Raw genomic sequence first — 24,739 nt, forward strand, 5'->3', positions numbered from 1 at the left:
TTATTAGATTTTAATTTTATGTGTACACATTAATAATTTATTAATATTTTTCAACTTAATAATTAACTTATGATAATAAAGGAAGAATAGATATGAGTACTAATAAAAGTTCTATTGAAAAAATTACTTTAGGAAGCTTTTTAATAGCCTTAGGAGTTGTTTATGGAGATATTGGAACTTCTCCTCTTTATGTTATGAAATCAATAATAAATGGCAATGGAGGTTTAGAAAGCATTACTCCTGATTTTATCCTTGGAGTATTATCTCTTATTTTTTGGACTATGACTTTATTAACAACAATAAAGTATGTTCTTATAACATTAAAGGCTGATAATAAGGGAGAAGGAGGTATATTTTCTCTTTATACCTTAGTTCGTCGTCGTGCTAAGTGGCTTATTATCCCTGCCATGGTAGGAGGTTCTGCTCTGCTAGCTGATGGAATGCTAACCCCAGCAGTAACTGTTACTTCATCCATTGAAGGTTTAAAAATCTTGCCTAGTTTTAATGATATATTTGGAAATAATCAAGATATAATTATAATCATTGTACTAGTAATACTAAGTTTTTTATTCTTTATTCAACATTTTGGTACAGAAATAATAGGTAAAATCTTTGGACCAGTTATGTTTATTTGGTTTGCATTTTTAGCCATATTAGGAATTGTAAATTTATCAGGAAATTTGTATCTTTTAAAAGCACTTTCTCCTCATTATGCAATAAAAATTTTATTTAGTCCAAATAATCATTTAGGTTTTTTTATTCTTGGAGGAGTATTTTTATCAACAACTGGAGCTGAAGCTTTGTACTCTGATCTTGGTCATGTTGGTAGAAAGAATATCTATCTTACTTGGCCTTTAGTTAAAATATGCTTACTATTAAATTATTTTGGTCAAGCTGCTTGGATATTATCACAAAAAAATAATACTAAATTATATGGAATTGAAAGCTTAAATCCATTTTTTCAAATGATGCCTAGTTGGCTTTTACTATTTGGAGTTTTAATTTCTACATTAGCAGCTATTATAGCATCTCAAGCTTTAATTTCAGGTTCATATACCTTAGTTTCAGAAGCTATTAAATTGAATTTATTCCCTAGATTACAATGTCTTTACCCTTCTAATTCTAAGGGACAAATTTACATGCCAGCTATAAACAGAATACTTTGGATAGCTTGTATAGCTATAGTTTTATATTTTAGAAGTTCAGATAATATGGAAGCAGCTTATGGATTATCAATAACTGTAACAATGCTTATGACATCCATACTTTTATTCAATTATCTATTAAAAATAAAAACTCCATTACCAATTGCACTAATTATACTAGTCTTCTTTGGCTCTTTAGAATTTTCATTCTTAATTTCAAGTGCAGTTAAATTCGAAAAAGGTGGTTTTGTTTCAGTATTAATAGCTTTATGTATTTTAAGCATAATGTATATATGGATAAAAGGTCATTATATAAAAATGAGTCTATTAGACTATATTCCTATTGAAAATTATAAAAATCAATTAAAAGAATTAAAGAATGATGTAGATAGACCTAAATATGCAACAAATCTTGTTTATTTAACAAGTTCAGAAAAATCCAAAAGAATAGAAAGAAAAATAATGTATTCTATATTAGATAAAAGGCCTAAAAGAGCAGATGTATATTGGTTTGTAAATGTAATTGTAACTGATGAACCCTATACAGCTGAATATACTGTAAATACATTTGGCACTGATTATATGGTTAAGGTGCAACTTAAACTTGGTTTTAGGGTTAACCAAAAACTAAATGTATTTTTACGTCAAATAGTATGTGAACTTATAAATAATGGTGATATTAAGGTTCAAAATAGAAAGTATACTACACTTCCTAACAGAAATGTAGGAGATTTCAGATTTATTCTTATAAATGAATGTTTATCATCAGAAAGCAAGCTTAAATCATGGAATTCAATGATAATTAAAGCTAAGCTTTTCATAAAAAAATTCACAGTTTCTCCAGCTAAATGGTTCGGCCTTGAATCTAGTGAAATTGAAATTGAAAATGTTCCTTTAATATTAGGATCTACTGAACACACTACTTTAAAACGTGTTTATAAATAAAGGACTTTCATCAAAATAACTTTTCATAAAACTTACAAACAGTATTTTTTCATATTGTTTGTAAGTTTTATTATTATTTTTTGATAAAAGCCCTCTCTTTATTCTAAAAAGATTTTAACATCTCATCTCTTCTTCTTTTGTTAACATAATTTGCAAATCTCATTTTAAATCTTTCAAATTCTTTAAGCTTATAAAAGTTATTTAAATCAAAGGTAAGGAATAATGTATCAACAATTAAATATTTTAAATCCTTTAAATTATCTTTATTTTCTTCCTCAACCTGAAGATCATCAGCCTTTAGTTTTAAATCTCCAATGGAATTTTGAAAATTTTCTAGATTGCCCATTACAAAATCTTCGCTAAATCCTTCAAAATTTTTATTTACTAGTTCCTCTATAAAATCTACATAATTTTTATTTACTTCTCTATATTCATCATAAATATTTACTAATTCCATTTCTTCACCTCATAGAAAATTAATTCATCTTAAATAGTTTAAACTTTCTCTATAAATTATAACTAAGCTATATATTTTTGTCTAATCAATATAATTTAGTTAAATTTTAATTTCATAAATTTCTTTAAAGTTTATACAAAGCCATATTAAAAACAAAAATTTCTCTAAACTAAACAATGCATATGTTCTTTTGCCTCTTCTCCTTTAACTAAATAAGCTTGACCCTTTGAACAAAATATAGAAGTAGAAGTATAATCAATGTCTGCATTTCTATCATATGCCCTCTTTTCAATAATCTCTTCTTCATTATGACATAAATCATACCCATGAAACTTAAGAGAAAGTCCTCCCTTTCCCTTAGTAAATGACTGAAACTCCATACCATAATTTGTAAATGTAGAAACAGGCCCCTTTCCTTCTATGGTTGCTCTCTCTCCATCTATAATAGGATCCTTAAACTCTCCATTCATCCTTTGTATATCATTCATTACTCTTCCTATTAGGTTAAGATCCACATCTATTTTAAACTTATAATAGGGCTCCAAAAGTTTATTTTCCCCACTTTCTAATCCCTGTCTTAAAGCTCTCTTGGTAGCTTCTCTAAAATCTCCACCACTTGTATGTTTATTGTGAGCTCTTCCTGTTAATAAGGTTATTTTAAGATCCGTAATAGGCGAACCTGTTAATATTCCCTTATGCTCACATTCAAATATATGAGTCCTTATTAAATTTTGATTTCCTGGTGTAAGATCATCTGCATGGCACTTATTTTCAAATACTACTCCTGAATTTCTTTCCCCAGGCTCAATTTTTAAGTGAACCTCACTATAATGTCCTAAAGGCTCAAAATGGCCATATCCTATCACTTCTTCATTTAATGTTTCCTTATATAATATCTCTGGAGTTCCAAATTCTATTTCTTCATTAAATCTATTTTTCATAACTTCTTTAAGAACTTCCAATTGAACTTTTCCCATAATATTAACGTGAATTTCTTTTAATCTTTCATCCCAAGATACACTTAAAGTACTCTCTTCACTTTCTAAAATTTTAAACCATGAAAGTACTTCCTTTGGATTTAACCCTTCTCTATAAACCACCTTAGACTTCAAAGTAGGAATCATATCATATGAATCAATATTTTCTATAGCAATCCCATCACCTGATTCTAGTCCTTTAACTCCTACCACCGCAAATATATCTCCTGCCCTGACTTCATTTACAAGTTCATATTTACTTCCATTATATATTCTAACTTCATTTACTTTCTCTAAAGACTCTTTTCCTTCTTTTAAATATGTCAATTCTTCCTTAGTTCTTAAAGTTCCACTTAGAGCTTTTATAAAAGTTAATCTATTTCCCTTTTCATCATGTCTTACTTTAAAAACTCTTCCTCTAAAAGAATCTTCTCTTTCCTCATAGTTAGTAAATGATAAGTTGTGAAACCACCTTATAAAATCTTCTATGCCCTCATCTAGTAAAGCAGAACCACATAAGCAAGGAAAAATTTTAAGTTCCTTTATCATGCTTGGTATTTTATTTAATAATTCTTCTTCACTTAAATTTCCTTCTAAATATAAGTTTAGTAAGTCCTCATCGCTTTCAACTACTTCTTCTATAGTCCCCTCCTCTAGTTTACTTGAAAAGAAAATAATATCTTCACTAAGTTTGTGTTTCATTTCATTTATAGCTTTATTTACTTCTGCTCCTTCTCTATCAATCTTATTTATGAAAATAAAAGTAGGAACCTTATACTTATTTAATAATTCCCATATTGTTTCACTATGTCCCTGAACCCCTTCTACTGCACTTATAATCAAAATAGCATAATCTAAAACACTAATAGCTCTTTCCATTTCTGGTGAAAAATCTATATGCCCTGGAGTATCTATAAGATAATATTCTTGATTTTCTATAGAAAATTTCCCCACCTCAGAATATATAGTTATCCCCCTATCCCTCTCTATTTCATTATTATCTAAATAAGAATTTTTATGATCAACTCTTCCTCTATTTCTTATACTCTTTGTATGATATAAAAGTTGCTCAGAAAAAGTGGTTTTTCCTCCATCAACATGAGCTAATATACCAATAGTCTTCTTCATCTTTGTCCTCCATTAAAAAAATCTAAACGTTAAAAATTATATATGTTTTTTATTTTATATTCTTTACTATTTTTGTTTTATATGGTATAACAAATAATATTTAATCTTTAATATTATTTATAAAAATTGTTAATATATCTTATATCATACAAATAAAACGTAAAATTAACAATATACTCAAGTCAGAGGGGGCTTTAAAAATGAACAAATCTATTGCATATATAGGTACTTACACAAATGGGGCTAGTGAAGGTATCTATAGATTATGTCTAGATACTGATAAAGGAAATATTGAAGATTTATCCTTAGTAGCTAGATTTGGTAATCCTACTTATTTGTGCATACATAACAATAAACTATATACAGTTGGGAACCCATTTTCTCTAGATACCCTAGGTGGTGTTGCTTCTTATAATATAGAAGAGGATTATTCATTAAAATTAACAGGTGCTAGTTTACTTCAAGGTAAAAAACCTTGTCATATTAATATAATTGCAGATAAATCCTTAATAGTTTCAAGTAATTATCATGAAAAATCAATTAATACTTATTCATTAAATGAGAATTTTGATATAGATACTTCACTAAGTGCATTTTCTCATAAAGATGATTCAAAAATGCATTTTGCATCAATAACTCCAGATAATAAATTTATATGTGCTGTAAATTTAGGTATGGATAGAATAGAACTTTTTAAAATTAATTCTAATAATACCTTAAGTTACATTGAAAATCTAAGTTTTTATTGTGCTAAAGGATGCGGTCCAAGGCATATAGAATTTTCAAAGAATGGAAAGTTTGCATATGTTATATGTGAAAATAGTTCTGAAATCATTATATTAAAATATTTAGGAGAAGAAGGATTTAAATTAGTTCAGTATATTCATGTACTTCCTAATGGCTTTGGAGGACAAAATTTTGGTTCTGCAATAAAAATAAGTCCTTGTAATAAATTCCTATACGTTTCTAACAGAGGCTTTAATGGAATATCAGCCTTTAGAATAAATGAAGAAACTGGTTCTTTATCACTTATAAATCACTATAGTTCACATGGTGATTTCCCTAGGGATTTTGAAATCAGTCCATGTAATAAGTTCTTAATCATTGCAAATGAAAAATCAGATAACCTAACAATTTATCTTAAAAATCCAGATGGAACACTAAAACTTTTAAAAAATGATATATTTATTCCATCTCCTACATGTATAAAGTTTAAATAGCAAAATAATGGGCTGTATGAAAATATAAAAATAAAACTTACAAGTATTATGAATATAATGTCTATGAAAATATATTTGTAAGTTTTATTAAAAATTATTTTAATACATGCCTTTTTTATTATTACCAAAAAACGTATATAATTCACCCTTTTGCCTGTTATATGAAATATATAAATGGATAAGCTATTATCAAGATTTAAAATCTTAAACCTATATTGATTTTTAAACCATAATTAAGTTCTGCTTTAATGGTATTTTAATTTAAAAGTCAATATTAAATAAAAATATAGCTAAATATTAAGGAGGTAATAAAAGGTGGATAATAATAAAAACAGATTAAAAGATAGACCTAAATCAAATGCTGAGAAAAGAAAAATGTATTCAGAAGCTGGTTCTGAAATAGGAATTGAAAATGGTCATAAAAAAGGTTCCCATTCAAGTGGTAAAAAATATACTAAAAGATCAAAACTTTCTCACAATAAATAGGAGGCCAAATCATGAGTAAAAACTGTAAGAAACATAAAACTGATTCCATCTCACCATGTTCAAATAATTATAATGAAAAAGTTAAAAATAAAGCTAATGAAAACACTCCATATGAATCCAATGAGCCATCAAGTAAAACAACATATAAATAAAAAATAGGAGCTTAACTAAGCTCCTATTTTTTTATTTATTAAATTCTAATCTATCTATAATAGTTAAATCATGTTCTTTAGCAAAGTTTAACCCCATATCTAAATCATGCATTTCTTCTGGATTATGAGCATCAATTCCAACTATTCTTTTAACATTGTATTCCTTAGATAATTCCCAAAACTCTTTTATTGGATATTGATATCTTTCTCCATTATTATAAGAAAGTTTATTTCTTCTCATTCCATTTATATTTATTTCTATAGGCATATCCATTTCTTCTGCAGCTTTTAAAATTCTTTTTGAGGCCTCTTCTGCATGTTTATCCCAATTTCTATATGTCATTCCAAATAAATCTGGATGAGCTAAATATGAAAAATATCCACTCTTAATTGCTTCCACTACAAAATCAGCATAAATCATTAGGATTTCTGGCGTTAATTCTATTGTTCCAACATACACCCATTCTCCTTTATAAGGGAAAAAATGTACTCCTAAAGCTAAATAATCTGCCTTATATTTCTCCTTTAGCTCTTCATAAAGCCATCCGAAGTCTGGGAAATACTCGCATTCTATGGATCTTTTTATTGATATTTTATCTCCATACTTTTCTATAGCTTCTTCTATCTTTCCAAAGTAATCCTCTAAATCTTCATAAGCCATTCTGTGATAATTATCTATATTCTTACCTGGATGTGGTAAGTGATCAGAAATTCCAATTTCATCTATATTAGCTTTTATAGCTTCTTTAACATAATCTTCAATAGTTCCTGTGGCATGATTACATCTATATGTATGTGTATGATAATTGCTTCTCATTAAAACTCCTCCTATGTATTTAAACATTCATTTACTATTGTATCTAATTATAAAAATTTGACCAACATTAAATTTCCATTCTATAAATCTATTATCTCTTCTTTAGTTTAATTTACATAAAGTATTTTCAATTAACTAAGAATTCCTCACCCTAAATTTTACCTTGCCCTATTTAAGGTAAAATACTATACTGATAATTGTAAATTTAAATACTAAATTTTTATGAAAGAGGAGAAAATGAAAGAACAATATTTTGAAAAATTACTAAACATAAAAACTTCTGGAGAACAAAAAATATTTAATGAATCTCTACATTACAATAGATATGAACCTACATCTTATGATGTATTAGAAGCTATGTGTTCTCAATATGAATTTTCTAAAGAAGATTCCTTAATCGATTTTGGCTGTGGTAAAGGAAGACTTAATTTCTATTTAAATTACTTTTTAAATATTAAAGTTACAGGAATAGAGATGAATAACTTTTTTTTTAATGAATGCTTAGGAAATAAAAAATCTTATTTATCACAAAATAAAGTTAAGGAAGATAAATTAAATTTTATAAATTGTTTTGCTGAAAGGTATCCTATAGATTCAAAGGATAATAAATTTTACTTTTTTAATCCCTTTTCAGAGCAAATATTTATAAAAGTTGTTGGAAATATTCTTGATTCTGTATCTAATCATGAGAGACCAGTAGATATTATACTTTATTATCCCTCTGATGATTACATATACTATTTAGAAAACTACACTCCATTTTCTTTAAAGAAGGAAATAAAGATTCCTAATAAGTATGAATATGACTCAAGAGAAAAAATCCTTATATATGAACTTAGTTATTTAAATTTAATATAAAATACTAAAGAAAAGAGAGGATTTATTTATGAATGAAACTATAAATTATGATTCATTGTTAATCTTATCTGTAGTAGCCTTTTTTACTCCATTTTTAGTTTCAAGGCTAAAAAGAGTAAATATCCCTTATCAAGTAGGGGAAATATTTATAGGTATATTATTGGGTAAAAGTTTTTTAAACATAATTAAACCAGATATTTGGATTTTATTTTTATCAAACTTAGGATTAGCTTATTTAATGTTTTTAAGCGGTCTTGCTATAGATTTTGATGAGCTTAAACCTAAGGAGGGAGAACTTTTAAAGGATTCTAAGTTATTCACTAGTATAAAGATGTTTATTGTATCTATAATAACAGCTATAATTTTATCATTTACATTAAAATTTGCAGGTATTTCAGAAGGGTATATATTCTTTGCATTGCTATTTACAGCTGCTGCTCCTGGATTACTTGTACCTATTTTAAAAACAAAACACATAATAAATAGTAGTTATGGTCAAACTTTACTTGTTTTTGGAATAATAACTCAATTAGTAAGTTTAATAGGTGTTACTTTTGTGGCCTCTGTTGCAGTAAATGGTATTACCTTAAAGAGTTTTACTTTCTTAATAATATTTGCAGTGGCTATAGTAGTATATTTCTTATCAAAGATTATATTTAAAGTTCATGATTTTTCTACTATTGCCTTTAAAAACCTTCACCTTAGCGTAAGAGGTGCCTTTGTTCTTGTTTTGGTACTTGTTGCTGTTGCTGAAAAAGTAGACTCTGAGATAATTCTAGGCTCATTCTTAGCTGGTATGGTATTTTCATTAATAGTTGGGAAAGCCAAAGAAGAAATTTCTCACCAATTAGATGTGGTTGGGTATGGTTTTTTAATTCCTATATTTTTTATAATGGTAGGAGTTAATGTTGATTTAAAGGCAGTTGTTGAAAATCCTCAATCAATTGCTAAAATACCTTTGTTTATACTAATTTTCTTCTTAGTAAAATTCATTCCATCACTTTTACTTAAAAAGAAATATGGAAAGAGAAATTCCTTAGCAGCATCTATGTTATTAACAGCCCAGCTTAGTTTAGTTATAGTTGGTTCTCAAATGGCATTGAATTTAGGATACATAACTGCTGCAGACTACTCTGCTTTCGTAGTTACCACAGTAATAACTTGTATCTTCTTCCCGATACTATTTGAAAAATTAATTACACTTAATGGAGATACTAATGATACTGTAGAAGAAGATGAAAAAATAATAATCCGTGAAGTACTTGTTAGTAGCCAATGGTATATAGGTAAAGCCTTAAAGGATTGTAAGTTACCTACAGGATGTAGGATTTTCTCAATGGTAAGAGATGACCATGAGTTTATGCCTAATGCTAATACAATTCTAGAGGAAAATGACCTAGTAATCCTTGCTGGAGTTAAGCATGATGTAAATGAAACCCTTAATATGCTTTCAACCTGCGATTTAACTTTGCCAGAAGAATAAAAAAGGCTGTATCAGAATAACTTTTTATAAAACTTACAAACAGTATGAAGAGAATATCTAGATGAGCTTTAGAATTTAAATTATTATGGAGAAGATATTACGTAAAAAAACTGAGACTGTTCGAAACGAAGCAAGTTTCGAAGTTTTAGTAATATCTTCGGAGTAATAATTATAAATTCTTAGCGAAATCTAGTAATTCTCGGAATATGTTTGTAAGTTTTATATTATATTTTGATATATGCCATTTTTATTCTTTACATATTAAATCACTTAACTTTCTCATCTCTTTTATCACATAGAAAAGCTTATAAAGCAATACAAGTATTAATCTCTCTTCTTCTGTTTTTGCCTTCTCTAAATCTTCTATTGCTAAATCTTCAAAGTCTTTTTTCTTAGTATAATTTTTAAAGTCTTCAAAGCTCTTTTTAAATAAGCTTTTATTATTATGTATCATAGGGCTTTTTATTAAGAAGTTTACATCTGATACAAAATCATTTTGCAATATCAATAACTCTTGAATTTGCTCTGATTTCATCTCTTTATTGTTATAATTTATCTTCTTCCATATTCTATAACTTTCAAAAAAAGATAATATTAATTTTTCCTTATCTGAATTTTCTTCTATTAAACCATCTAGTATTCTCTCATTTAAATAAACATATAATTTTATTGCTTTATTAGTTTCATCCTTCATTTTATAAGGGAAAATATAATTCATTACTATAGCAACAATTATAGATGCTATTAAGATAAAAAATACCCTATATTCACTTAGCACATAATAAGGAGTATGTGATGGGTCCATTACCCCAGCCATTAATAATGCATTTAATGTTATAAATATACATCTAATTTTATAAGAAACAACAGACATACTTAAGTATATACAAACAACTATAAAAGCAAATATCAGTATTACATTTGACTGAATAAAATAAAAAATTACATTAAATAAAATTGCTCCTATTATAGTTCCTAAAACCCTTGCCTTTGCCTTCTTATTACTTTGTTCCGCATAGGGAATTAATAATAAGGAAATAGTGAATAATGCCCACTTACCTTGAAAAATTTCAAAGTAATTTACTATAAATACTGAAAAAGCCAATGTTATGGCTGCTTTTACTGCCAAATTAAATCTTAGGGATCTTATGTTTAGGCTTTTTCTAAAATTATTTGAATTAGATTTTAAAGCTTTTAAAAAATTTGCAATATAATTTGAATAGCTTTCAATCTGATTTTCTTTCACATTAAGTCCTTGTAAAAACTCCTTTACACTTAATTTAGCATTGTAATAGCTATACCTATCTAAATCATCTCTTAATTTAAAAGAATCTAAATAATTATAATATTCATTTAGTATATTTTTTAACTTTTCCTTATTTCCATCCTCTATAAAGTCTTGCACATTTTTAAGTAATTCAATGGTCTTTTTAATAAGTTCCTTATTAACATCTCTCTTCATGGCTTCAGATGAAAGACTTGATACTCTCTTTAGAAAAACTACTATTAAATCTTTTGAATATATAGAATAAACTTGATTTTTATCTAATTCCAATCTTTCATAAACCTTTATCTCAAGTTCTTTAATCATTAAAGCTACCTTTTCACTATTATTTTTTTCTATACAACCAGTATTTATCAATTCATTTAAGTTCTCAATTAATGAATTAATACACCCTTTTATTGATTTGTTAAATATATTATTAAAATTATATCTAGCTAAGATATAGTAAAGTGTCATTATGACTATACCACCAAAAACTAAAGCAAATACTCTTTTTGGTAATTCGCTAGTTGTAACTGGTTCATATAATAAAAATAAATATAACTGTATAAATCCTAAGGCTTTAGTAGGCTTTGTATCATAAGTAAAAGAAAAGTATATAAAGAATGATACAATTAAAGTCATTATGGCCCCTAAAATAGGATTTAATCCTGCAAAATATGCTCCTAAACCTACAAAAAGTTCAACTCCAGTAAAGTATAATGTATGATGTATTGGATTTATTGTATAATCCTCTCCAAACATTGTAGTAACTGTAATAACAGCGGCTAATCCAATAAAAAGATTTTCTTTTCCAAATAATAAAACAAATATTAGTATAGAAATTACCACTATCAAAAACATTTTAAGATACATAATTTGTTTCTTCCACATGTTTTATCACCTCTTGTCAAAAACTTATACTATTTTTATAGTAAATTCTAGAATAATACTATAATTAAGTTTTATATTTATATTATAAGCTAAAAATATACTTATAAAAAAATAAACAATAATAAATTAATTATTATTGTTTATTAGAGTAAACACTTTATTTATTTTTCTTTATCTTTTCTAAATAATCCCTTTCGCTAACTATATTCTTTTCAAAACTCTTAACCGCTCCCTTTGTATAATTTCCTAGTGCAAATTTATTCTTTACATTACTCACTTTTATCACTACTCCTTATCTTTCACAATTTAAAATAATTCTTTCATAGAATTTCCTAATCAAAGAATTATTAATTGTATTATTAGCTGATAAAAATGAGCTTATACTTTCATCCTTTCTCCATGACATAATAGAATTATGATATTTATTTTCTCTTAAATTTATTAACTCCTCTAATTCTTCTAAAAGAACTAAAAATTCATTTTTTAAGCAATTAAAAATCTTGTTATTAATATCATTCTTTCCTTCATTGATGTTTAAAAGTATTCTAAATAATTCATTTCTTATGGAATTTATTTTAGCTAATATTTTTTTATTACTCTTTATTATGTCTAAAAAATCCCTATCAAAATATTGATAAACATCAGTTCCTATCATAATAAATCTATCTATGCTATTTAATATATCTAGAAGAATGTATATATACTCCTCATTTAATATATTGGAATTATTAGAAATATTGATAAACAACCTTTTTTTAAGTTCCTTTAAAATGTATTCTATTTGCTCCCTTTGATTATTACTCCTGTAATTTATTATTTCTTTATTTATAAAATCAAAGATTTCTGATTCCCATAATTTATAATTACAATCTTTGTCATTCATTATTTCATAGGAATTTACATTGTTTGCTATACCATTATTATTTAAACTTCCTGAAGATATATAACAAATTTTATCCGTTAAGATAAAATTAGAATCATTTACTGAATTTAATATAATTGCTATATTATTTTCAGGGAAATTTTTCATAAATTTAATTTCATTAACTATCTCTCTTTGATTTCTAAACCTATAGTTAAAGGTAAGTATTAAAATCTTAGGACAATTAGCATTGTTTAAAGCTTTCAAAATTCTTTCTGTAAAAGGAATTTCACTACACCCTAAAATAATATATTCTGGATTACAATTTATTATATTAACTATACTTTTCTCTAAATTTTCATCTAAACTTTTTATTCCTAAAGCAGCAACTGTACGATTATTTATTTTATTAACTCTACTTCGCATAAATACTTATCAACCTATTTAAAGCTGATAATTACCTCCTTTCATAAATATAAAACTAGTATAAAATATTCATATTAATCTTCATGTTTTAAAGTTAAATTCTATAAATAATTATAAAAATATACACTTATTTATAAATTCTCTTACTATTTATTTTAGTCAAATCTTGTATTTTTGTGAATTTAAACACATTATTTATTAGTTTTTAAAATTACACAAATTATATATCTATTGATTTAAAGTGATTATTTTTACCCCCTTAATTTCATGTATAATCCCTATTATTTAATTAAAAATAAAAAGGCGTACTATAAAAGTACACCTTTTTGTATTATAAGTTCTTTTTCTTTGCTATACCTGTCAGCATAAGAGCTATTGCTCCATCACCAGTTACATTACATGCTGTTCCAAAACTATCTTGAAGAGCAAATATTGTTAACATAAGAGCTGTCCCAGCCTCATCAAAGGCTAATACACTAATTATTAAACCTAATGATGCCATTACTGTTCCCCCAGGGACTCCTGGTGCCCCGATTGCAAACACCCCTAATAATACTATAAATAATATCATAGTTGGTAAACTCGGAATCTTACCATATAAAATTTGAGATACTGTCATTACAAAGAATACTTCTGTAAGAACTGAACCACATAAATGTATGTTTGAACATAATGGTATTGCAAAATCCACTATATCTTCTCTTAAAGCCTTTGATTTCTTTGCAGACTCTAAAGCTACTGGTAATGTTGCTGCACTTGACATTGTACCTACTGCAGTAAGATATGCTGGTCCATAATACTTTACAACTTCCCATGGATTTTCTTTTGATATTGCTCCACCTATTAAATATAAAATTGTTAACCATATAAAATGACCAAATAATACAATTAATATAACTTTAAAGAATACAGGAAGTTGATTACTTAATCCTCCTTCATAAGCTAAAGCTGCAAAGTTAGTTGCTATGAAAAATGGTAATATTGGTATTATTATTTTATTTACAATACTAAGTACTATAGCTTGAAATTGATCTAAAAGCTTTTCTACTAAATCAGCCTTTGTCCATCCAACAGCTAATCCTAAAAGTAATGCTAAAGCTAACGCACTCATTACACTCATAACTGGTGGTATATCTAATTTAAATATAAGTTCTGGTAATTCCTTTAATGATGCTATATTAGATACTATAGATAATTTAGGTATTAATGCATATCCTGCAATCATTGAAAGAATAGCAGCAAAAACTGAAGATAAATAAGCTATTAAAACAGCATATCCTAATAGTTTGCTTGCGTTATCTTTTAATTTAGCAATAGATGGAGCTATAAATCCTAAAATAATAAGTGGAACAGAGAAAAATATAATTTGTCCCAATACATACTTAATTGTCACAATTGTTGACATAAGCCCCTCTGAAGAGTATGTGCCTATTATTATTCCTAATATAACACCTAAAACAAGTTTAAAAATAAGATTATTAAATAATTTCTTCACAATTTATCCCCCCTTTTTATTTAATACTTTCATGTAAAGAATTATTTATAAATAAAAAAACTTCTACCCCCTATACAGAGGCAGAAGTAAAATTCCACGGTTCCACTCTGATTTTAAGTAGTAAGCTAAATTAAACTACAAAATCTCTTTAGGTACAAATATACCACTCTGCTATAACGGGCATACCCGCATTCCCCTACTCTAACCTAAGATTATTTCTGGAAACAAGCTCATAGATGCACTCATGAAAAAATTCTTTAAAGTCTTTTTCAGCCTAGAAGACTCTCTCTGAATAAAGAAATTAATTCTACTTTTCTAATCACAGCTTTTCATATTATGAAAGTTAATTCTTAGTATTCTTATATGAATTAACTTTATTATATTTTAAACTCTGCACTTAGTCAACATAATTTTTAAAAAAATGTAAATAAAAAGGTAATATATTAATAAATATTACCTTTTTAAATGCTAAATATTTTGTTGTATTTTAAATATAATCTATTAGTATAAATTTTGCTGTATATAAATGTCGAATATTATAGTTTAACTGTTGCTACATCTTTTTTAAATATATTTGGAACATAATTTAACTTTAAATCCTTAGCTCCTATAGGTTCTTGAACTACTATAGTTCCTGTAACCTCTTCTCCTGGTGCTAGTGTTCCCTTATCTAAAGCTTCCTTACCATCAATCGCAGTAAATGTTCTATCTTTTATTTCGCCTTTGGCATTTTCAATTTGGAAACTATATGGATTATAATTTAATTCTGAATCTCCATTATTTTTAAGAGTTAAATTTAAAATAAGAAACTCATTTCCCTCTTTTGGTTTATCATTTCCTTCACCCATACTTGTTTTAACACTATTTACTACTAAACTTTGATCCTTAATTTTTACTGTATCACCTATATTATAAGCATATTCACTGCTATGTTTACTTAAGAATATTTTGCTTAATCCTCCAACTACTAATAATGCTAATAATATGGTAAATATCACTTTTACTTTTTTCGACATTTTATCACCTTACCTATATATTTTTTCTCAATGACGTATTTGATTATATAAACCTGAATATACTAAGTCAATTAGCTTAATTCCCAATTATCCTAAGATAAAAACATTTTCATCTTTAGTATCCATTAATTTCATTTAAAATATACCATAATTTAAATTCTAAAATTTTCCTTTAATTTCATTATTAAACTTAAATTTTTATATAAATTATCAAAAAAATATTATCAAAATACAAAAAAGTTAACCATTCATCAATTTTATTTTAGTAACTTTAATGTTAACTTTTTATCACTTTTATGACTTTTTATTAATTTAGATTATATAAAAAAGCCTTTCTAAAATTTAGAAAGGCTTATTAAAAACTAAAATTTTAATTATTTATTTTTTCTTCTTAATAGTTTTACTCCTGCTAAAGATGAAATAATTCCAATAATAGCAAAGTTAATAACACTTTGTCCTGTATTTGGTAATCCCTCAGAATCTTCTGGCTTATTATTTTCATCTAAGTCATTATCATTTGGTTTTTCTACATCTCCAGGCTTCTCATCATCTTCTGTAGAATTTCCATTTAATTCAAAGTTTATTTTATAAGTTTTCATAGTGCTTGCCTCTGAAATAACCTTAATATAACTTGTGCCAGGAATACTTAATGCATCTTCAATAAACACTTTTGAATTTTCATTCATTGCAATAGCTTCAATCTTAGGTATATGAGAATCCTTTGAAAGGTTCACATCATATTCAAAAGTATTTGTGTTAAACCCTTTTAAATTTTCTCCATTTACTTTTAAAGCTTTTAAGGAAGTATCTTTATTTGCCTCAGCTTTTATAAATTTAGCATCAGCCCAATTTCCATGATCATACTTAATATTATTGTCATAGTCATCAATATATAATGCTAATTTTTCAGCACCTTTTAAATCTACTTCAACCTTATGACAATTAGAAGTACTATATATTTTCTCACTATTGAATACCTCCTTGCCATCAACCTCAACTCTAGCTACTATAGAAGATCCATATCCACTTACTCCTCTATCCATGCCAACATAAGCTTCAAATTTTTCATAACCTTTTCCTTTTAAATCAACTACTATTTCTGAGTTTGAGTTTACTCCCACACCTTTATCAAAAGTTTTTATTTCTCCATCAATTTTTAACACTAATGGATTATTAACTACAGACCTATCTTTTACAGGTTCATACATGCCAGAAGTTGCGCTTTTCCAACTTATATCTGAAAGATATTCCACATTATGTGTTCCAAAATTTATAACATATTCTTTAGTATAAATTTTATTTAAAAGCTCATCCTTATGATTAACCTTAATGGTTGCTTTTCCTGGTATTGTATATACATTTTCTACCTCTACATCTATATTATCATTAGCTTTTACAACTTCTATTACTGGAGGTTTTTCCAATGTTTTCTCTAAGTAATCTATGTTATACTCTGTAATATTTTCATTAAAGCCCCTTAAACTAACACCATCAATTTTAATATCCTTAATTAAATCTTCCTTTAAATTCTTTTTACTTATTTCCATTGGAGAAGAACTTTTGTCGATACCTTTAATTTTAAAAGAATAATTATATATTTTACCAGATTCATTCATAAATTCTCTATGTGGAGTTGCTCCCCAGCTGTTATCTCCTCCAACACCCATTTGTCTATGATTAATTCTTAAAACTATACTATCTTCTTTTGCTAACTCATGTGGATGACGTTTACCGGATGAAAGTTCTTCTGGAGTATACTGTAATGCATTAAATTCTATACTAGGTATTCCAGATGCCATTAATCCTACTCCATTATTATTAGTTAATGTTACCCATCTTGTATCTGTTCTATTTCCTGTTTCGGATGGTTCTAAGTATGGGAAGAAGAAATCTTTAACATTCTTGTTATAAACACCAATATCATACCCAGTATTTCTATCTATATAATTTTCTTCTGGTCCTCTTCCATACCAAGTAATACTATCAAATTCTTTAGGAAGTTTAAGCATCATTCCTATTTCTGGTATTTCTGAAAGACCTTTAGAAGCATTAAGTGTATTATTTACAGAAACTTCTCCATTTCCATAAACAATATATTCAACATTAAGTTTAGATTCTATATTAGTTGGTAATATAAAGTCTACATTTACTTTTACAGCCTTATCTCCTACTTCTATAACTTCTAGATTTTCTACTTTAGCATTTGCACCTGCATATCTCCAAGTATCAAATCTTTCTTCAGCACCAAATCCTTTGTCATTATCATTAGGTGCTCTCCAATAATTAGGTCTTATAGGTTCTTCTATAAGCTCAATTTCATTCCCTTCTTTATCTATTTTATATGATTCTAAAGCACCAAGTTTCTTATCAAAAGAAACCTTAAATCCATCACCTATAATTTGCACATTATTTTCATCATTTTTAAGTTCTATTGAATTCATTGAATTTAAATCAATTCCTTTTTCCATTTCATTATCAAAAGGAAGTTTAAATTGTTCTTTTGATATTACATATCCTTTTTCAGCCCAAGGCTCATCATCCTTTAATTCAAAACTTATATTTAACCAATACTCAACCCCTGGACTAAGTTCTGGCTTTTTAAATGGAATCGTAAATTCCTTGCTACTTAATGGATCAACAGAAATATCTAACTCCCCATTTTGTAATATATTATCATCGGCTCTTAACTCCCATTTTCCTTTGTATTTATTTAAATTAGTAAATAAATGTTCATTTACTATCTTTACTTTACCATTTAAAATATCAATATCCTCTATCTCTATTTCTTGATAAACCTTTTTTACTTCTTGAAGTTCAGGTTGAACTGTTCTATCAGCTGAAACTAAGCCATTAGCACAGAAATTCCCATCCGTAAATTCACTATCTCCCCAATCGCCACCATAACTTAGAAATTCTTCACCTGTGTTTTTATCTTTCATTCTTATAGCTTGATCAGCCCAATCCCATATAAATCCACCTTGCATTATATCGTATTTATCAAAGACATCCCAATATTTTTGTAAATTACCTATACTATTTCCCATTCCATGAGCATATTCACATTGTATATATGGCTTTTTATTATCAGGATCATTTGCATAGGCTTCCATTTCTTCTATAGTTCTATACATTCTACTATATACGTCTCCTACAGTCCTCTCCGCTTCATAATGAACTAATCTAGTAGGATCATTTTCCTTTATCCACTTTGCAGCTATTTCAAAATTTTCCCCTCCACTTGACTCATTTCCTAATGACCACATTATTATACTTGTTTCATTTTTTGATCTCTCTAACATCGATCTCTGTCTATCTATAACCGCCTCGGTCCATTCTGGTCTACTCTGAGGAATATCATCTAATCTTCCATGAGTTTCCAAATTAGCTTCATCCATAACATATAGTCCATACTCATTACATAAATCGTACCATCTTGGATCATTAGGATAATGAGATGACCTTACTGCATTTATATTATTTTTTTTCATAAGCTTTATATCTTCTATCATACTTTCTTCCGTAAGTGTTCTACCAGTATCAGGTAAAAATTCATGCCTATTCACTCCTTTAAATGATATAGGCTGTCCATTTATACATACTTGATTATTTTTAATTTCTATTTTTCTAAATCCAAACTTGTTACTTATAGTTTCTACCACTTCACCATTTTCATTTTCTAAAGCAATTACATAAGTATATAAATTAGGAGTTTCCGCTGTCCATTTTTTAGGATTTTCAACTCTAGTATTAATAGAAAGTAATACATTTTCTTCATCATTTAATTCAAATTCACTAATATCTTCATTTACTATTTTTTTATTTTCATCATATAAAATACCTTTTATTTTATATTTTCCAGCTTTAATACCATAATTAGAAATATCAATTTCAACATTCAAATTAGAATCTCTATATTTATCATCTAAATCTGTAACTAAAGTATAATCTCTTATATGAGCTTTAGGTGTAGAATATAAGAACACATCTCTAAATATCCCACTAAGCTTTATCATATCTTGTGATTCTAACCAACTTCCATCACTCCATCTGTGAACTTTTACAGATATTTCATTTTCTCCCTCTTTTAAAAACTTTCCTATATTAAAATCGTGTCCAGTAAATGAATCCTCACTATAACCCACATATTCTCCATTTATATATAAGTAATATGCAGATTCAACTCCTTGAAATGATACAAAAACTTCTTTATTATCCCATCCTTCAGGAATAGTAAATTTTTTCTTATAATATCCAATTGGATTATAGTCTGTTGGTACATCAGGCGGTTCTGGTATATTATCTTGATATTCCCAAGGATAAGCTGTATCATTATACCTTGGCTGATCATATCCATGCAATTGCCAACTAGATGGAACAGGTATAGTATTCCATGAACTAGAATCAAAATCGGTTTTATAAAAATCTTTTATATCTTTATCATAAGTTTCTACTAAATTAAATTTCCATTCTCCATTTAAAGACATATAATTCTCTGAATTAGAATAATCAGAGTAGTTAGGATTATTTAATGCTTCTTCAATACTATTAAAAGGCATTAAAGTAGCATGTGCTTTTTCCCGATTGTCTTCAAATTTTTCAGGATTATTTGCCCAAAAAACACCATCTTCAATTTTTACTTTTTTTACATTTGCTAAAACTTCGTTAATGCTAAAATTATTAATTACAATATTTGAAAATAAAGCAATACTTAATATATTAGCAATAGTCTTTTTGCTAAACATAAAATTCCCCCCTTAGCTTAACTCCTTCATTATTTTACCATTTATTGGTAATAATGTAAACAATATCAAAAGTGAGTTTAATGTTTTTATATTTAATGATTTATTCATCTTATATACATTTATTTAATATTTATGGTATACTTTTTTTTGTTATATGTTAATGAAAAACATAAATTCTAACTTTTACGAAATTTAGGAGCATTTATGAAAAATAGAAAAAAGAAATATTTTTTAATTTTATTAATTTTTTTAATAGTTATTAATTTATTTATATTTTCTTTTTATAAATTTAAAGTAAATAAAAAAAATGAAAAATATATAAAAAAAACTAATGTAATTTTATATGAATCTAAATTAGAGATGAAAAAAAGAAATTTTAAAGATTCTGAAAATAAACTTTATTCAATTATAGATAATAAAGATATGTTTTATAGTTTACCTGATAATTTAAAGTTCGAAATTTATAATTATTTAGCTATAATAAATCTTCAACAAGAAAAATTTTTAAATGCTTTATCTTATTATGAAGAAGCCTTTAAATATGCTGATAAAGAGTCAAAGATAATTATTAAACTAAACATGACATCTGCTTATAGATATATGGGGGCCTATGTTACTGCTACTAATATTTTAGATAAAATGCTAGATTCATCATTATTATTTAGGAATGAAGATTCTTACCTTAAAGAATATACTTTATTAAACTTAGCTGAAACTTATTTTGCTGTAAATGATATGACTGATTTTAACTCTACAATAGCAAAGGCATCTAACTCTTATTATTATGGCCCTGAAAATGATTTAGAAGACTTAAAAATCCTTTTAGATTCCTATTTAATAATAAAAGCAATATCAGAAAATAATCTTGATTTAGTACCAAACTATATTTCTGAAATAGAAGAATTAGAGATTAAAAATAAAGATGTTATATATTCTGAATTAGAAATGATTAAAACTCGTTCTTATGGTATGTACTATAAAAGTATTGGAGATTTTGATCTAGCATTAGACTACTTTTCAAAACTAGAAAAATTAGCTGATAATGAAGGTGCTTCTTATGTTTCACTTTTTTCTATCAGCGAAAGAATATCAATTTATAGAAAACTAAATGATAATAAGCAGGTAGATTCTTTAATAAATAAATATTATGAAAAACAAACTTCAATAAATGATATAAATAACTATGAATTTAAATATTATATAGATAATAAAATTATAAACAATCACGAATTACCATTTTTAAAAGAGACCATTATTATTTTGATAATTCTATTTTTAACCTCTATTCTATTAGTGCTTTTTTACTTAAAAAAAGCTAGGGATTCAAAATTAGATTCTTTAAAAGATGGGCTTTGCAATATTTATAACAGGCGTTTTTTAGACTCTTACATAAATAATTTAAAAGAAAAAGATTTGCCTATTTCTTTTCTAATGATAGATGTAGATTATTTTAAACTTTATAATGATAATTATGGTCATCAAGCTGGTGATTTTATACTAAAAAGTATAGCCTCTGTACTTGAAAAAAACTCTCGTAAAGAAGATATAGTTGCACGTTATGGAGGGGAAGAATTTTGTGTTTTACTAAAAGGTGCTTCTAAGTATTCTTCTATTAACTACGCTAAAAGAATCAAAGAAAATTTAGATAATTTAAATATAAAACATAAATATTCAAAGACTTCAGACCATGTAACCTTTAGTATTGGAATATATACTACATATACTAAAAATGATCTGAAAAATGCAATTAAATTTTCTGATAAAGCACTATATATATCTAAAACAAGAGGAAGAAATACCTATACTTATCTAGAAGATAACTCTTCTGATTCTTCTAATTAACTTTAATATAAGGAAAGGTAACTTACTATAAGTTACCTTTTCTTATATGATTAAGGATTACTATTAATTTTTTTGGAGAGAACTCTTAGTCTACTTAAAAGTTTTTGGAGTGAATTCATCTCCCTTTGCTTTTGGTTCTCCAAAAACAGCTTTTACACTTTCACTTTGAGGATTATGATTTATGTGTTTTTTGTTGTTATTTTTTTTACTCATTAATATCACCTCAAAAATAGTTTGTGTACTTCCCTTCTCTTTATTCCTAGCATATATTAACTATTTATGAAATTATATTTTCTAATAAGATAGTTTACTCTAAAAAATACCTATGTATCTTTTAAATTTTTCTTCACCTTAAAAACAGTAATACCTAATAGAAAAGAATTTATTATACTAAGCCACCCCAAATATGAACCTTCTATAAGAAAAACTATAGTTACTATAAAAAAATATACTACTCCTAAAATCCATAAATATCTTTGATTTTTTAATGACATTAAATCACCTAAAAATTACATATATATAAATTATATGATTACAAATCTTAAATTGTCAGTTTATTATAATTAAATCTCAAATTTCTATTTATTTAAAATAATTTTTATATATTATTTAATATCTATTACATTAACCCCTACTTTAATAGTAAATAATATAAATTAAACTCAAAATTATACACTTTAATTAATTTTATAAATTTTGGTAAATTTATTACTTTTATATGAAAACCATTTAAAATTTACTTATTTTATAAAAATATATTCTTTTACAGATATTTTCTCCTTCTTTTTATTAACAAACCATTAATTTATTAACATACTTTACTTTAATTTAATGTGTATTATTTGTATACTTAAGAAAAATAAGGCTTTAAAAGTATATATGAGAGGTGATTTTATATGGAATCAAAAGAAAAAAGTAAATTAACCCTAACAGCCTTAATCCTTATGATCTTTACATCTGTTTATGGCTTTACTAATATGCCAAGAACCTTTTATTTAATGGGTTATAGCGGAATCATATGGTATATAATGTCAGCTATTTTATTTTTTATTCCTTATGCTTTTATGATGGCTGAATATGGTGCTGCCTTTAGAAAAGAAAAGGGAGGAATATATTCTTGGATGGCTAAATCAGTAAACCCTAAGTTTGCTTTTATAGTAACCTTTATGTGGTTTTCTTCAAATCTAATATGGATGGTATCTGTATCATCATCTATATGGATTCCTTTATCTAATGTATTTTTTGGTAAAGACACAACTTCCACTTGGAATATATTTGGTTTAACAGGCCCTCGTGCAATGGCTGTGCTAGCTATAATATTACTAATAACAATAACATTTATTTCTTCTAAAGGATTAAATAAAATTTCAAAAATTACATCCATAGGAGGAACAGTTGTTGCCTTAGCTAATGTAGTTTTAATTCTTGGTGGTTTTTTCGTACTAGCAAGCAATGGTTTTGAATCAGCTCAAGGTTTTAATATTGAACAGTTCATACATTCTCCAAACCCTGCATATCAATCCCCTTTAGGCGTACTTGGCTTCGTTGTATTTGCAATATTTGCTTATGGTGGAATAGAAGTAGTTGGTGGATTAGTTGACCAAACTGAAAATCCTAAAAAGAATTTCCCTAAAGGAATAAAAATTTCTGCCTTTGTAATTGTTATTGGTTATGCAATAGGAATTTTATGTATTGGTTTCTTTGTTAATTGGAATAGAGACTTAACTGGTCCTGATGTAAATATGGCAAATATAGCATATATTGTAGTAAATTATCTTGGTTATTACATAGGAGAAGCAATTGGCTTAAGTGCTAATGCTTGTACAATGTTAGGTAACTTCTTTGCTAGATTTATAGGACTTTCAATGTTTTTAGCACTTATAGGTGCATTCTTCGCTTTAAGCTACTCTCCTTTAAAACAATTAATAGAAGGTACTCCTAAGGATATTTGGCCTGAAAAATGGACAAGATTAAACAAAGAAAATATGCCAGCTACAGCTATGTGGATTCAATGTATAACAGTAATTATATTTGTTTTATGTTGCTCAATGGGTGGCGAAGATTCATCTAAATTCTTTAACTATTTAATACTTATGGGGAATGTAGCCATGACATTACCTTATATGTTTTTATCCTTTGCTTTTTCATTCTTCAAGAAGAAAAAAGAAATTGTAAAACCTTTTGAAGTATATAAAAATTATAAGAGCGCTTTAGTTTGGTCTATCATAGTAACATTAACAGTTGGTTTTGCTAATATATTTACAATAATACAACCTCTTACTTCAGAAAATAAAGATTATGTTGCTGTAATCTTCCAAATTTCTGGTCCTATTATATTTGGATTCTTAGCATGGTTAATATATAGAAGATATGAAAACAATGTACTAAAAAAACAAATTTCAAATATTGATAATAAAATTGATACAGAACTTGAAAAAATAGAAAAAGCTGAAGAAGAAGTTACAAGTGAAACAATAGGAGTAATAGATATAGAAGTTCATGATGATGATTCTAAATAAGCTAGAAGGAC

Annotated in this window: 18 protein-coding genes; 8 read left to right on the forward strand and 10 right to left on the reverse strand. The window is 26.6% G+C overall.

Annotated features, from left to right (window positions below):
- Window positions 1-92: 92 nt before the first annotated feature.
- The gene (locus I6G60_RS10505) at window positions 93-2,090 is read left to right on the forward strand and encodes a KUP/HAK/KT family potassium transporter (protein WP_011590620.1); all 1,998 of its coding nucleotides are present in this window, start codon (window positions 93-95) and stop codon (window positions 2,088-2,090) included.
- A gap of 103 nt (window positions 2,091-2,193) precedes the next feature.
- On the opposite strand, the gene I6G60_RS10510 is transcribed toward I6G60_RS10505, so the two are convergent.
- The gene (locus tag I6G60_RS10510) at window positions 2,194-2,547 is read right to left on the reverse strand and encodes a hypothetical protein (RefSeq protein WP_060795459.1); all 354 of its coding nucleotides are present in this window, start codon (window positions 2,545-2,547) and stop codon (window positions 2,194-2,196) included.
- Window positions 2,548-2,711: 164 nt separating this feature from the next.
- Window positions 2,712-4,652 carry a GTP-binding protein gene (locus tag I6G60_RS10515; protein WP_011590618.1) on the reverse strand — a complete coding sequence of 647 codons (1,941 nt, stop codon included), beginning with the start codon at window positions 4,650-4,652 and terminating at the stop codon, window positions 2,712-2,714.
- 200 nt (window positions 4,653-4,852) lie between these two features.
- Between I6G60_RS10515 and I6G60_RS10520 the strand changes: the two genes are divergently transcribed.
- The 3 genes from I6G60_RS10520 to I6G60_RS10530 all read left to right on the forward strand — a co-directional run bounded on the left by I6G60_RS10520 (window position 4,853) and on the right by I6G60_RS10530 (window position 6,510).
- Window positions 4,853-5,872, forward strand: coding sequence for a lactonase family protein (locus I6G60_RS10520; protein WP_011590617.1), 1,020 nt, complete (start codon window positions 4,853-4,855; stop codon window positions 5,870-5,872).
- Between the two features lie 315 nt (window positions 5,873-6,187).
- Window positions 6,188-6,358, forward strand: coding sequence for a hypothetical protein (locus I6G60_RS10525; RefSeq protein ID WP_011590616.1), 171 nt, complete (start codon window positions 6,188-6,190; stop codon window positions 6,356-6,358).
- Between the two features lie 11 nt (window positions 6,359-6,369).
- The gene (locus tag I6G60_RS10530) at window positions 6,370-6,510 is read left to right on the forward strand and encodes a hypothetical protein (protein WP_003456369.1); all 141 of its coding nucleotides are present in this window, start codon (window positions 6,370-6,372) and stop codon (window positions 6,508-6,510) included.
- Between the two features lie 31 nt (window positions 6,511-6,541).
- Here I6G60_RS10530 and I6G60_RS10535 read toward each other — a convergent pair whose 3' ends face one another.
- Window positions 6,542-7,327 carry a histidinol-phosphatase gene (locus tag I6G60_RS10535; RefSeq protein WP_011590615.1) on the reverse strand — a complete coding sequence of 262 codons (786 nt, stop codon included), beginning with the start codon at window positions 7,325-7,327 and terminating at the stop codon, window positions 6,542-6,544.
- 237 nt (window positions 7,328-7,564) lie between these two features.
- On the opposite strand from I6G60_RS10535, the gene I6G60_RS10540 reads away from it, so the two are divergent.
- Both I6G60_RS10540 and I6G60_RS10545 read left to right on the forward strand, forming a co-directional pair.
- Window positions 7,565-8,185: a methyltransferase gene (locus I6G60_RS10540; protein WP_003474694.1), complete on the forward strand. Its 621-nt coding sequence runs from the start codon at window positions 7,565-7,567 to the stop codon at window positions 8,183-8,185.
- Window positions 8,186-8,213: 28 nt separating this feature from the next.
- Window positions 8,214-9,668 carry a cation:proton antiporter gene (locus I6G60_RS10545; RefSeq protein ID WP_011590614.1) on the forward strand — a complete coding sequence of 485 codons (1,455 nt, stop codon included), beginning with the start codon at window positions 8,214-8,216 and terminating at the stop codon, window positions 9,666-9,668.
- Window positions 9,669-9,915: 247 nt separating this feature from the next.
- Here the strand turns inward: I6G60_RS10545 and I6G60_RS10550 are convergent, their stop codons facing one another.
- From I6G60_RS10550 to I6G60_RS10570, 5 genes are all read right to left on the reverse strand, one after another.
- On the reverse strand, window positions 9,916-11,826 hold the full coding sequence (locus I6G60_RS10550; RefSeq protein WP_003456307.1) for an FUSC family protein: 1,911 nt from the start codon (window positions 11,824-11,826) through the stop codon (window positions 9,916-9,918).
- Window positions 11,827-12,118: 292 nt separating this feature from the next.
- Window positions 12,119-13,114, reverse strand: coding sequence for a hypothetical protein (locus tag I6G60_RS10555; RefSeq protein WP_110077422.1), 996 nt, complete (start codon window positions 13,112-13,114; stop codon window positions 12,119-12,121).
- A gap of 331 nt (window positions 13,115-13,445) precedes the next feature.
- Window positions 13,446-14,609: a dicarboxylate/amino acid:cation symporter gene (locus I6G60_RS10560; RefSeq protein ID WP_003464716.1), complete on the reverse strand. Its 1,164-nt coding sequence runs from the start codon at window positions 14,607-14,609 to the stop codon at window positions 13,446-13,448.
- A gap of 536 nt (window positions 14,610-15,145) precedes the next feature.
- Window positions 15,146-15,625: a DUF4352 domain-containing protein gene (locus tag I6G60_RS10565; RefSeq protein WP_003456222.1), complete on the reverse strand. Its 480-nt coding sequence runs from the start codon at window positions 15,623-15,625 to the stop codon at window positions 15,146-15,148.
- 374 nt (window positions 15,626-15,999) lie between these two features.
- A complete protein-coding gene (locus I6G60_RS10570; protein ID WP_111744176.1) occupies window positions 16,000-20,367 on the reverse strand; it encodes a glycoside hydrolase family 2 TIM barrel-domain containing protein in 4,368 nt (1,455 codons plus the stop codon).
- 204 nt (window positions 20,368-20,571) lie between these two features.
- Here I6G60_RS10570 and I6G60_RS10575 point away from each other — a divergent pair, with 204 nt between their 5' ends.
- Window positions 20,572-22,209, forward strand: a complete 1,638-nt coding sequence (locus I6G60_RS10575) for a GGDEF domain-containing protein (protein WP_011590611.1) — start codon at window positions 20,572-20,574, stop codon at window positions 22,207-22,209.
- Window positions 22,210-22,299: 90 nt separating this feature from the next.
- On the opposite strand, the gene I6G60_RS15400 is transcribed toward I6G60_RS10575, so the two are convergent.
- Together I6G60_RS15400 and I6G60_RS10580 are read right to left on the reverse strand one after the other, a co-directional pair.
- Window positions 22,300-22,422 carry a CPC_1213 family protein gene (locus I6G60_RS15400; protein WP_003456254.1) on the reverse strand — a complete coding sequence of 41 codons (123 nt, stop codon included), beginning with the start codon at window positions 22,420-22,422 and terminating at the stop codon, window positions 22,300-22,302.
- A gap of 110 nt (window positions 22,423-22,532) precedes the next feature.
- Complete coding sequence (locus I6G60_RS10580) at window positions 22,533-22,703, reverse strand: hypothetical protein (protein ID WP_003450391.1); 171 nt, start codon at window positions 22,701-22,703, stop codon at window positions 22,533-22,535.
- 402 nt (window positions 22,704-23,105) lie between these two features.
- On the opposite strand from I6G60_RS10580, the gene yjeM reads away from it, so the two are divergent.
- A complete protein-coding gene (gene yjeM, locus I6G60_RS10585) occupies window positions 23,106-24,728 on the forward strand; it encodes a glutamate/gamma-aminobutyrate family transporter YjeM (protein WP_003456313.1) in 1,623 nt (540 codons plus the stop codon).
- The last annotated feature ends 11 nt before the right edge of the window (window positions 24,729-24,739 follow it).

The organism is Clostridium perfringens (assembly GCF_016027375.1).
Classification (GTDB): Bacteria; Bacillota; Clostridia; order Clostridiales; family Clostridiaceae; genus Sarcina; species Sarcina perfringens.

Excerpts from the sequence above, each read along its gene's own strand:
- I6G60_RS10565 (WP_003456222.1), bottom strand. The coding sequence starts at position 15,625 with ATGTCGAAAAAAGTAAAAGTGATATTTACCATATTATTAGCATTATTA.
- I6G60_RS10520 (WP_011590617.1), top strand. The coding sequence starts at position 4,853 with ATGAACAAATCTATTGCATATATAGGTACTTACACAAATGGGGCTAGT.
- I6G60_RS10555 (WP_110077422.1), bottom strand. The coding sequence starts at position 13,114 with ATGCGAAGTAGAGTTAATAAAATAAATAATCGTACAGTTGCTGCTTTA.
- yjeM (WP_003456313.1), top strand. The coding sequence starts at position 23,106 with ATGGAATCAAAAGAAAAAAGTAAATTAACCCTAACAGCCTTAATCCTT.
- I6G60_RS10510 (WP_060795459.1), bottom strand. The coding sequence starts at position 2,547 with ATGGAATTAGTAAATATTTATGATGAATATAGAGAAGTAAATAAAAAT.
- I6G60_RS10535 (WP_011590615.1), bottom strand. The coding sequence starts at position 7,327 with ATGAGAAGCAATTATCATACACATACATATAGATGTAATCATGCCACA.
- I6G60_RS10540 (WP_003474694.1), top strand. The coding sequence starts at position 7,565 with ATGAAAGAACAATATTTTGAAAAATTACTAAACATAAAAACTTCTGGA.
- I6G60_RS10545 (WP_011590614.1), top strand. The coding sequence starts at position 8,214 with ATGAATGAAACTATAAATTATGATTCATTGTTAATCTTATCTGTAGTA.
- I6G60_RS10570 (WP_111744176.1), bottom strand. The coding sequence starts at position 20,367 with ATGTTTAGCAAAAAGACTATTGCTAATATATTAAGTATTGCTTTATTT.
- I6G60_RS10550 (WP_003456307.1), bottom strand. The coding sequence starts at position 11,826 with ATGTGGAAGAAACAAATTATGTATCTTAAAATGTTTTTGATAGTGGTA.
- I6G60_RS10530 (WP_003456369.1), top strand. The coding sequence starts at position 6,370 with ATGAGTAAAAACTGTAAGAAACATAAAACTGATTCCATCTCACCATGT.
- I6G60_RS10505 (WP_011590620.1), top strand. The coding sequence starts at position 93 with ATGAGTACTAATAAAAGTTCTATTGAAAAAATTACTTTAGGAAGCTTT.
- I6G60_RS10575 (WP_011590611.1), top strand. The coding sequence starts at position 20,572 with ATGAAAAATAGAAAAAAGAAATATTTTTTAATTTTATTAATTTTTTTA.
- I6G60_RS10515 (WP_011590618.1), bottom strand. The coding sequence starts at position 4,652 with ATGAAGAAGACTATTGGTATATTAGCTCATGTTGATGGAGGAAAAACC.
- I6G60_RS15400 (WP_003456254.1), bottom strand. The coding sequence starts at position 22,422 with ATGAGTAAAAAAAATAACAACAAAAAACACATAAATCATAATCCTCAA.
- I6G60_RS10580 (WP_003450391.1), bottom strand. The coding sequence starts at position 22,703 with ATGTCATTAAAAAATCAAAGATATTTATGGATTTTAGGAGTAGTATAT.